10 protein-coding genes are annotated in these 10,059 nt (G+C 52.0%); all 10 read left to right on the top strand.

The annotated features are described in order from the left end of the window. Window positions 1–745, top strand: a 745-nt coding sequence (locus ACYC56_RS09085; RefSeq protein WP_461373865.1) for a tRNA (adenosine(37)-N6)-threonylcarbamoyltransferase complex transferase subunit TsaD, incomplete at its 5' end; no start/stop codon positions are given. 20 nt (window positions 746–765) lie between these two features. Further along, the gene (gene lnt, locus ACYC56_RS09090) at window positions 766–2,400 is read left to right on the top strand and encodes an apolipoprotein N-acyltransferase (RefSeq protein WP_461373866.1); all 1,635 of its coding nucleotides are present in this window, start codon (window positions 766–768) and stop codon (window positions 2,398–2,400) included. A gap of 172 nt (window positions 2,401–2,572) precedes the next feature. Continuing rightward, on the top strand, window positions 2,573–2,866 hold the full coding sequence (gene groES / locus ACYC56_RS09095) for a co-chaperone GroES (RefSeq protein ID WP_461373867.1): 294 nt from the start codon (window positions 2,573–2,575) through the stop codon (window positions 2,864–2,866). Between the two features lie 107 nt (window positions 2,867–2,973). Then, complete coding sequence (gene groL / locus ACYC56_RS09100; protein WP_461373868.1) at window positions 2,974–4,608, top strand: chaperonin GroEL; 1,635 nt, start codon at window positions 2,974–2,976, stop codon at window positions 4,606–4,608. 312 nt (window positions 4,609–4,920) lie between these two features. After that, window positions 4,921–5,139, top strand: a complete 219-nt coding sequence (locus ACYC56_RS09105) for a hypothetical protein (RefSeq protein WP_461373869.1) — start codon at window positions 4,921–4,923, stop codon at window positions 5,137–5,139. A gap of 396 nt (window positions 5,140–5,535) precedes the next feature. Then, window positions 5,536–6,693, top strand: a complete 1,158-nt coding sequence (locus ACYC56_RS09110) for a GuaB3 family IMP dehydrogenase-related protein (RefSeq protein WP_461373870.1) — start codon at window positions 5,536–5,538, stop codon at window positions 6,691–6,693. Window positions 6,694–6,702: 9 nt separating this feature from the next. Further along, window positions 6,703–8,259 (top strand): glutamine-hydrolyzing GMP synthase, encoded by a 1,557-nt coding sequence (gene guaA, locus ACYC56_RS09115; RefSeq protein ID WP_461373871.1) that lies wholly within the window; start codon window positions 6,703–6,705, stop codon window positions 8,257–8,259. 189 nt (window positions 8,260–8,448) lie between these two features. Beyond that, entirely contained in the window at window positions 8,449–8,718 is a 270-nt protein-coding gene (locus ACYC56_RS09120; protein WP_461373872.1) for a chorismate mutase, read from the top strand. 9 nt (window positions 8,719–8,727) lie between these two features. Further along, window positions 8,728–9,492 (top strand): 3-deoxy-7-phosphoheptulonate synthase, encoded by a 765-nt coding sequence (gene aroF / locus ACYC56_RS09125; RefSeq protein WP_461373873.1) that lies wholly within the window; start codon window positions 8,728–8,730, stop codon window positions 9,490–9,492. A gap of 70 nt (window positions 9,493–9,562) precedes the next feature. After that, on the top strand, window positions 9,563–10,059 hold a 497-nt coding region (locus ACYC56_RS09130), incomplete at its 3' end, for a hypothetical protein (RefSeq protein ID WP_461373874.1).

Consider the following 10,059-nt stretch of genomic DNA (forward strand, 5'->3'; position numbering starts at 1 on the left):
GGGGGCCGCCAAGGTCATATCCTACGTCAAAGGCTTGCCGCTCGTAGGAGTGAATCATATCGAGGGCCATATTTACGCTAACTTCATCGACCATCCCGATTTAAAACCGCCGCTTATCGCTCTGGTGATCTCGGGCGGACATACTATGCTCGTCTATATGGAAAACTTCGGCAGCTACGAAGTGCTTGGCCAGACGCTGGATGACGCTGTGGGTGAGGCATACGACAAAGTGGCCTCGTTTTTAGGGCTGGGGTACCCCGGCGGCCCGATCATCGATGAGATGGCTAAGAAGGGCGACCCGGCAGCGATTCAATTCCCGAGGGCTATGTTGAAAAAAGGCGAGTTTAATTTTAGCCTAAGCGGCTTAAAGACCGCGGTACTAAACTACGTATCGCATCTTAACCTCGACGCGCACGAACTTCCCCTGCACGACCTTGCCGCTAGTTTCCAAGCCGCCGTTGTCGATGTGCTGGTCACGAAGACCATCCAGGCGGCGCGGGAAAAGGGCGTCGATAAGGTCATTCTGGCCGGTGGCGTTGCCGCTAACAGCTACCTTAGGGAGCGCATGATCGCAGAGACAAACCGCGAGGGGTTGCTGCTTTACTATCCGCACATATTCCTTTGCACCGATAACGCTATTATGATTGCGGTTGCAGGTTATCATAGATACCTGGCCGGTGATAGAATATCACTTGAGGCCAACCCGATCCCGAATTTGAGACTCGGGCAAACTATCGAGGCCTAATGAGCTTATAGAAAGCCTACGTGCAAAGGCTGGTTGAGAATTTGAAACGCTTCCCCAAGAACACGCTCATTGATTTCCTTTTGGCAATCGTTTCAGGATTGCTGCTGGCGCTTGCCTTTCCATACCCATCCATCGGTAGTCTCGCCTGGATAGGGCTTATCCCGCTTCTCTTCGCACTTCAGAGAACCAATGCTAAGGGCGCTGCACTCCTCGGGTTTGCTTTTGGCCTGTCGTTCTTTTTTATCGTTCTTTACTGGATCCAGGTTTTCGGCTTTATCGCCTTAATAGCGCTATCGAGCATGCTTTCGCTCTGGATGGTTCTTTTTGCGCTCGGCGCCCGGCTCGTTATGCGTACCTATAAGGGGACCGCGCAGTTTGTCATCCTTCCCGCGCTCTGGGCGCTTTGTGAGCTGGGACGTGCGCTGGGACCGTGGGGTTTCGCGTGGGCGAACCTCGGGTCAACCGCGGATAACCCCTACCTGCTTCAGCTTGCCTCATATATCGGGGAGTACGGCCTCGGGTTTGTTTTTGTTATGATCAACTTGATCGGCCTCAGGGCTATCGAGGCGGTCGTTGCGCAGGTCGAGAGACGGGATCGGGAGTGGGTTGTCGCACGGGTAAGGCTTGCCGCTTTAGGAATCACAACGCTTATCGCTTCAGTTATGATATGGCCCGCCGCAAGCGCAATCGTGGTTGACGCAGCCGGCCCGGGTGAAACAGGGATGCATGCTTCACAATCGCTTAAAGCGCCGTCCGCGATTAAAGTTGCGATCATCCAGGCAAACATCCCTCAGAACCTTAAAGCCGATGTCGGAAACGACGATGCGATCAAGGCGCGGTATCTTACCATGACCAAAGAGGCGCTCAAGTCAAAACCCGACCTCATCATCTGGCCGGAGAGCGCTCTGGTGTCGTATATAAGCAACGAACGGGAGTTTGTTGAAAAGCTCAACAAGTTGCTCGTCCCACGAAATACATCCCTTATCTTTGGGTGTTTTGAAGACGACGCGGGCCTCATCCATAACGATGCTTTCTATTTTGATCGTTATGGAAGGCGTCAAGCATACCGTAAGATTCATCTGGTTCCATTCGGCGAGTACATCCCGATGCGGGCCTTGGTTGAGCGGATAAACAACTTAGCTACGCTGGTTCGCAATATCACCCCCGGAACCGATTACAAGGTTTTTGAATTTCCCGGACAGATACAGAGAGGGCAAGAAGGCTATGCGCGCACCGATGCGGCCATACACAGCATCGGCAGATTCTCGACGATAATCTGCTTTGAATCATGCGACTCACCGCTCGTCGCCAAGATGGTAAACGCGGGGGCCCAAGCCCTTGTCGTTATTACCAACGATGGCTGGTTCGGCAAAACCGCCGCCCTCGAACAGCATTTCCGCATAACTCGGATGCGGGCCGCCGAGTATGGCGTCCCGGTTATCCAGACGGCAAACACCGGCATCTCCGGCATCATTGACGGTAACGGCCGAATAACCGCAAAGTCCGGGGTCGAACAACAGCGGATACTTTTGGGCACCATCGAATTCTCACCCGGAGTGAGCTTTTTTACGAGATACGGTCACCTGATGCCCTATCTTTACCTCGCAATCATACTGGCAGCTGCTTTATATAGGCGTGCGCTTAAGTTATCATAAACCTATCTTTAGCCCAAAGAGCCAAAGTTTATATAAAAACTAATGTTTAGCTGCGCGGAAAATTGGCAAAAATTTATGATGGTGTGTTGATTTAGCAAAGGCTGTATTGTAATATTATTTTAGCACTCGGCAAGACAGAGTGCTAAAAATACTGTTGGGAGGGTTGTATTTAATGAACTTAAAACCATTGCGTGATCGCGTAGTGATCAAACCGATCGAGGCGGAAGAAACTACGAAAAGCGGGATCGTCATCCCGGATACCGCCAGGAAGGAAAGGCCCCAAGAAGGGGAAGTTGTTGCTGTTGGGGGTGGCAAGCTCGACGACAGCGGCAAGGCAATGCCGATGGAAATCAAAGTCGGCGATAAAGTCATCTACTCAAAATACGGTGGCAGCGAGATCAAGATAGACGAACAGGATTATCTCATCATGAGAGAAGAAGATATCCTGGCTATAATCGGCCAGTAATTTGCCGGCCGGTATTAGTTTCGTTTAGATCTGTTTAGATTTGTTTAAATTTTTGTTTAGTTACAGCTTAAAGAATTATTAAGCATTATGAGGAGGGAAACCAGTATATGCCGAAACTCATTGAGTTCAATGAAGAGGCAAGGCGTAGGCTTGAGGCCGGCGTGAACAAACTCGCCGATACCGTAAAAGTTACGCTGGGACCAAAAGGAAGAAACGTCGTAATCGACAAGAAGTTCGGTGCTCCGACGATCACCCATGATGGTGTGACCGTTGCAAAAGAGATCGAGCTTGAGGATGTATACGAGAACATGGGCGCGCAGCTCGCTAAAGAGATCGCGACCCAGACGAATGATGTCGCCGGTGACGGAACGACTACCGCTACGATCCTCGGCCAGGCAATCGTGCGCGAGGGCATGAAAAACGTTGCAGCGGGTTCGAACCCGATGTTTTTAAAGAAGGGTATCGATAAGGCCGTAAAGACTGCTGTTGAAGAGATCAAAAATATGTCCAAGAGTATTGACACCAAGGATGAGATCGCAGCTGTCGCGACCATTTCCGCCGCTGATTCCGAGATCGGTAGTTTGATCGCAGATGCAATGGACAAAGTAGGCAAAGATGGCGTCATCACTGTTGAGGAATCCCAGACAATGGGAACCAGCCTTGAGGTCGTTGAAGGTCTACAGTTCGACAAGGGCTACCTTTCCGCCTACATGGTCACGGACACGGATAGAATGGAAGCCGTTCTTGACGAGCCGTTGATTCTTATCGTAAACCAGAAGATCGCCGCAATCGCCGATCTTCTGCCCGTTCTTGAGAAAGTAATGCAGGCCGGTCGCCCGCTTTTCATCATCGCTGAAGATGTCGAAGGCGAAGCACTCGCAACACTCATCGTCAACAAGATCCGCGGCACCTTTACCGGTATCGCGGTCAAGGCCCCGGGATTTGGCGAGCGCCGCAAGGCTATGATGCAGGATATCGCCATCGTTACCGGTGGCCAGGTTATAACCGAGGAGCTTGGAATTAAGCTCGACACGGTTACCGTTGATATGCTCGGCCGCGCAGGTCGTGTTCGCATAACCAAGGACGAAACGGTTATCGTTGATGGTGCGGGCAAAGCCGAGGACATTCAAGCCCGTATCGCGCAGATCAAGAAAGAGATAGATATGAGCGACTCCGAGTTCGATCGTGAGAAACTCCAGGAGCGCCTCGCTAAGCTATCCGGCGGCGTTGCCGTTATCCGTGTAGGTGCGGCGACCGAGACCGAGATGAAAGAGAAGAAGCACCGCATCGAGGATGCGCTCTCCGCAACCAAGGCTGCTGTTGAAGAGGGAATCGTCCCCGGCGGAGAGGTAACTCTCATCAATATCATCCCCGCTCTGGCTGTGCTCGACGGTCAGCTTAGCGGCGACGAGAAAGTCGGCGCTCAGATCATCGCGCGTGCGCTTGAAGCGCCGCTTCGCCAGCTTGCGGCAAATGCGGGCTATGAGGGCTCCGTAATCGTCGAGAAGATCAAAGCTATGGATAAAGGCCAAGGCCTTGACGTCGTAACCGGTGAGTTCGGCGACATGATGAAAGCCGGCGTTATCGACCCGGCGAAAGTCACGCGCTCGGCGCTCCAGAACGCGGCTTCGATTGCAAGCCTCATCCTTACCACAGAGGCTGCCATTGCCGAGAAACCGTCTGAAGAAGGCGGCATGGGCGGCGGTATGCCGGGCATGGGCGGCATGGGCGGTATGATGTAACACCTGCTGCTACCGGGCGATTAAGCGCCAGCACATGAAGCAATATAAGGGCGGGGTCATTAGACCCCGCCCTTATGTAACAACAAAGTAACATATTTACCTAGCATATTTTGCCCAATCGTTGTATTATTAATACAGTGATAATCGCCTGAGCATCTTTTACGAGGAAGCACTTCTCACGTTGATTTAGAACTCCGCAGATACGAAGCTCTGTTGTTTTGCTGAACCAGAACCTACAATACTTCGGCGATTCTTAATCTTATTACTTTCGCATTCCTGGAATAAACACATCAGGCATTCAAGGAGGCAATTATGGAAAACGTTAAATGCACCTCAAATAATCACGAATGCTCAGAAAATCTGGATATCTGCTGTCAATTTTGCTTGCGCAATTACTCACCATGCACTGGAAAGTGCTCCGGATGCTGGGATGAAGCGAAAGAGAACGGGTACGTAGTCGAGCCACGCGTCGCCGCCAAGCCGATCGCAAGAGCGGTAAGAAAACCGGATTTACCGGCCCCTGTTGCATAAGCATCATCGGTACATCCCGCATAGTGCAAGCCCTTTATCCCACCCAAGGCCGGTGGGATATTTTTCGTGCGTGTGCTGCGGGGTTCGAGCCGTCAAAGCGGCACTATCCGCGCCCTGTTCTTGACACAAGCAATCTGCGGGTGTAAGATAATCGAAATTTTACCCATGGAATTGAGCAATAAAATAACTAATCAACAGCTGCATACGTGGCTACGTGGCCCAGAACGCTAACCCGATAGGGGTATAAAGCGCTGGGCTTTTTTGTAAAACCCGTGGGGTTGTCGTTACCAACTAAGTAAGCCTGTCATAGGGGCTTTTTTACGTTATACTATTTTAAGAGAGATTATTTAAGAGATTATAAGAGAGCACTACTAGCCATTTATTATAGGAGGACACATGGAAATAGAGATAGGACGAGGAAAAAGGGGAAGAAGGGCGTACGGTTTTGATGATATCGCTATTGTTCCCAGCAGAAGGACCCGTGACCCCGAAGATATCGATATAAGCTGGGAGATTGCCGGACATCGTTTTGAGCTACCGCTGATGGCATCGGCTATGGATGGTGTTGTGGATACAAAGCTTGCGATAGGGCTTGGTAAGTTCGGTGGTCTTGCGGTGCTTAACCTCGAAGGTATCTATACCCGCTATGCGGATACCGGTCCTATTCTTGAGAAAATAGCCAGTTTACCCAATGAGGATGCGACGCGCGGTCTCCAGGAGATATATAAAGAGCCGGTTAAAGAAGAGCTTATTGCGCAGCGTATCAAGGAGATCAAGGATGGCGGGGTATTAGCCGCCGCCTCGTTCACCCCCCAGAAGGTCGATCAATACTATAAGATAGCGCTTGAGGCCGGTCTTGATTTTCTTATCATCCAGGGCACTGTCGTGAGCGCCGAACATGTAAGCACACAGGTCGAGCCCCTGAATCTAAAGAAGTTTATCAACGAGCTTGAGATACCGGTTATCGTCGGTGGGTGCGCGTCATACTCGACAGCCCTTCATCTTATGAGGACCGGAGCGGTCGGTGTTTTGGTCGGAGTCGGCCCTGGTGCCGCATGCACGACGCGGCGTGTACTCGGTATCGGCGTTCCGCAGGCGACTGCAATAGCGGATGCCGCGGCTGCAAGGATAACGTACCTGGAGGAAAGCGGTCGCTACTGTCACGTTATCGCAGACGGTGGCATGCGTACGGGCGGCGACATCGCCAAGGCGATCGCGTGCGGTGCGGACTCGGTCATGATCGGCTCCCCGATCGCCGGAACGCAAGAAGCCCCCGGGCGTGGAAACCACTGGGGCATGGCGACATTCCATCCGACGCTTCCAAGAGGAACCCGTGTCTACGCCGGTCAAAGATGCACGCTTGAAGAGCTTTTACTCGGTCCGGCGCGTGAGAACGACGGCACGCTAAACCTGTTTGGCGCCCTCAGGACATCCATGGCCACAACAGGCTACCAGAACATAAAAGAATTTCAAAAAGCCGAGGTCATGGTTGCACCATCTCTTCAAACCGAAGGTAAGGTCCTCCAGCAGGCACAGCGTGTAGGAATGGGATAGGTGGGATGATTGTCGGCCACTAATGAAGTAAAGAACGAATTTCAGACTGTCTTGGTTGTTGATTACGGAGCGCAATACGCGCAGCTTATCGCGCGGCGCGTACGCGAGTGTAAAGTTTACTCGGAGATCGTGCCTCATGATATTTCAATTGAAGAGCTTAAGGCCAAAAATCCGAGTGGATTGATATTTTCGGGTGGCCCGGCAAGCGTTTACGCCGATAAAGCGCCGGCGGCCAATCCCGCGTTTTTTGAACTCGGTGTGCCGATTCTAGGCATATGCTACGGCATGCAGCTTATGGCCCATACCCTGGGTGGCGAAGTAGCGCGCACCGGCAATAGGGAATATGGAAAGACGGACCTCGTTGTCGATACAGGCAACGGTTTATTTAAAGATATTCCGCTTGAACAGACCGTGTGGATGAGCCATCAGGATGCGGTGCGGTCGGTCCCTGAAGGATTTAAGGCCTCCGCCCACACCGGCGGCGCTCCGGTAGCCGCTATGGAAAACCCGCAAAAAGGGTTCTACGGCGTGCAATTTCACCCGGAGGTAGTTCATACGGCCTACGGCATGCAGATCCTTAAAAACTTCCTCTACGATGCCTGCGAGTGCGTTCCGAACTGGACGATGGTCTCGATCATCGAGGATTCGGTTACCAAAATCCGGGAGCAAGTCGGCGATAACAAAGTCGTCTGTGGCTTAAGCGGCGGCGTTGACTCCTCGGTTGCTGCAATCCTGGTTCACAAGGCTATCGGCGATAACCTGATATGCATCTTTGTCGACCACGGCTTGCTTCGAAAAGGCGAGGCCGAAAAGGTCGAAGAGGCTTTTAGGAGGCACTTCCATATAAACCTGATACACGTTAAGGCACAGGACAGATTCCTGGAGAAGCTTAAAGGAGTGACCGACCCCGAGCGTAAGCGCAAGATCATCGGCGAGGAGTTTATCCGGGTCTTCGAGGATGAGGCAGTCAAATTCCACGATGCGAAGTTCCTGGTCCAGGGTACGCTCTATCCGGACGTTATCGAGAGCGGCACAAGAGACGCCGCCAAAATAAAGACGCACCACAATGTAGGTGGCTTACCTGAGGATATGGAGCTTGAGCTGGTCGAGCCGCTTCGCGCCCTCTTTAAGGATGAAGTGCGCGCGGTCGGCGAAGAACTCGGCCTTCCCGACGAGATCGTCTGGCGACACCCGTTCCCGGGCCCGGGCCTCGCGGTCCGTATTATCGGCGAGATCACACCCGAACGGTTGGATATCCTGCGAGATGCCGACGCGATCTTCGAAGAGGAGATAAAGCGGGCGGGCCTCTATCGGGAGATATGGCAGTCGTTCGCGGTTCTCCCGAGCATCCGTAGCGTGGGTGTTATGGGCGACGAGCGCACGTACGCCTATCCGATCATCCTCAGGGCTGTTACCAGCGAAGACGCGATGACTGCCGATTGGGCGAGGATTCCATTCGACGTTCTTGAGCGGATATCCAGTAGGATTATTAACGAAGTCCATCACGTAAACCGGGTGGCGTATGATATAAGCTCGAAGCCCCCGGCGACAATCGAGTGGGAATAGCGAAATCATCTCGGTCTAATGCTCCATTGATCCATTGTTCAAACGCTGTATAGGTTATAGCAGCTGATATTTGCAGGTCACACTACTACTGCGCACCCTAAATGTGGTACACTATCGCTTAAGTAATTTTCCGATTTCTAGGTGGACTAGCTCCATCCTGGTTTTAAGATTCAACACTGGAGGAAATTCATGAGTGACGATGCAATGCGCCAGATTGAAGAGTTGCGCAAACAAATCGATGATATCGACCGCGAGATAGTCCAGAAACTTAATGCGAGGGCCGAGCTTGCGTTAAAGATCAGGGTATTTAAAGCGCAGAGTAACCTGCCCCTTTACGATCCTGGGCGGGAAGAGAATATTTTCCAGAAGATTACCTCGGCGAACAACGGCCCCCTCTACGATGACGACCTCAGGGGTATTTACGAAACCATTCTGCACACGATGAAAAGCTTGGATTAGGTGAAGGGCATGATTGTAAGTAAACATATGACGATTATCTCCGGGCCTTGTGCGGTTGAAAGCCGTGAGCAGATGATGGAGGTTGCAAAAAAGATTTCCGGGCTCGGCCTCACATATATGCGGGGCGGGGCGTTTAAGCCAAGAACATCCCCGTATAGCTTCCAGGGCCTCGAGGAAGAAGGGCTAAAATATCTTACCGATGCGACCAAGCAATATGGTCTCAAAGCCGTAACCGAAGTCATGGATACCGAGCACGTCGAGCTGGTTCTGCGGTATGTCGATATGATTCAAGTCGGCACGCGCAACATGGCGAACTTTGCGCTTTTAAAGAAAATCGGGGCCTTAACCGCCGAGAGCAAGACACCGGTTATCCTTAAAAGGGGAATGTCGGCCACGGTTGACGAGTGGCTTCTCGCAACAGAGTATATTACGACTGCTGGCAACCCCAACGTTATCCTGTGCGAGCGCGGTATACGCACATTTGAGCCTTCGACCCGCTTTACACTCGACCTGTCCGCTGTGCCGGTAGTCAAAAAGCTCAGCCCGCACCCGATTATCGTGGATATAAGCCACGCGATGGGTCACGCCGACTACATCATCCCCATGAGTCGCGCAGCGGTCGCCGCAGGCGCCGATGGTTTGATGATCGAGGTCCATCCAAATCCCAAAAAAGCTCTTTGTGACGGCGCTCAATCATTAACGCCCGACCAACTCGAGCAGCTTGTCGGTGAAGTAAAGTCGATCGCGGATGTCTTGGGCAAAAAAGTAGACTAACAATTACCGACCGAAACTAGTACTATAAATTAGTATAAGGTAGTATGGTTTGGGCGGCCGGGAGGTTGTTATGAAAAAGGTAATTGCTGCGGCAGCAATCTTTGTTGTCCTCGTCCTGCTCTTGGTAGGTTATTTTGTTTTCGCCCCTTCACGAACAATCAAGGAAAAGACGCCGCCTACTACTGTGTGGTCGTTAAAGCTCGATGGCGAGGTGGCGAAGGATTGGACTGCTTCGGGCATTCGAGCGAGCGCACCAAGAACCAAATCTAAAATTACTGGAGAACAGGCGATACAGGCCGCTAAACGCCTAGGACCTGGCAAAACAAGAGATATAAATGCCTACTATGCAAGAATCACTGGCAATGATGGGCTTGAGGGCGACTACTGGATCATCGCGTTTAAGGGTGTAAATGGAATGGAGGGTCATCCGGTAGCTTATGATGCGCAGATTCCTCCCGATGGAAAACATCGTAAAGCACCGGTTGATGATGGAATCGTCCGTTTTAAGAATCTCTATCGAGTGGTCAGTCCGCAAAATGGTAAGGCGGTTGCCGCATTTGCCCCCGG

This window comes from Candidatus Aquicultor sp. (genome assembly GCF_054640775.1).

Bases quoted from the DNA above. Each gene is read 5' to 3' on its own strand.
- groES (WP_461373867.1), top strand. From the start codon at position 2,573: ATGAACTTAAAACCATTGCGTGATCGCGTAGTGATCAAACCGATCGAG.
- groL (WP_461373868.1), top strand. From the start codon at position 2,974: ATGCCGAAACTCATTGAGTTCAATGAAGAGGCAAGGCGTAGGCTTGAG.
- ACYC56_RS09105 (WP_461373869.1), top strand. From the start codon at position 4,921: ATGGAAAACGTTAAATGCACCTCAAATAATCACGAATGCTCAGAAAAT.
- ACYC56_RS09110 (WP_461373870.1), top strand. From the start codon at position 5,536: ATGGAAATAGAGATAGGACGAGGAAAAAGGGGAAGAAGGGCGTACGGT.
- ACYC56_RS09120 (WP_461373872.1), top strand. From the start codon at position 8,449: ATGAGTGACGATGCAATGCGCCAGATTGAAGAGTTGCGCAAACAAATC.
- aroF (WP_461373873.1), top strand. From the start codon at position 8,728: ATGATTGTAAGTAAACATATGACGATTATCTCCGGGCCTTGTGCGGTT.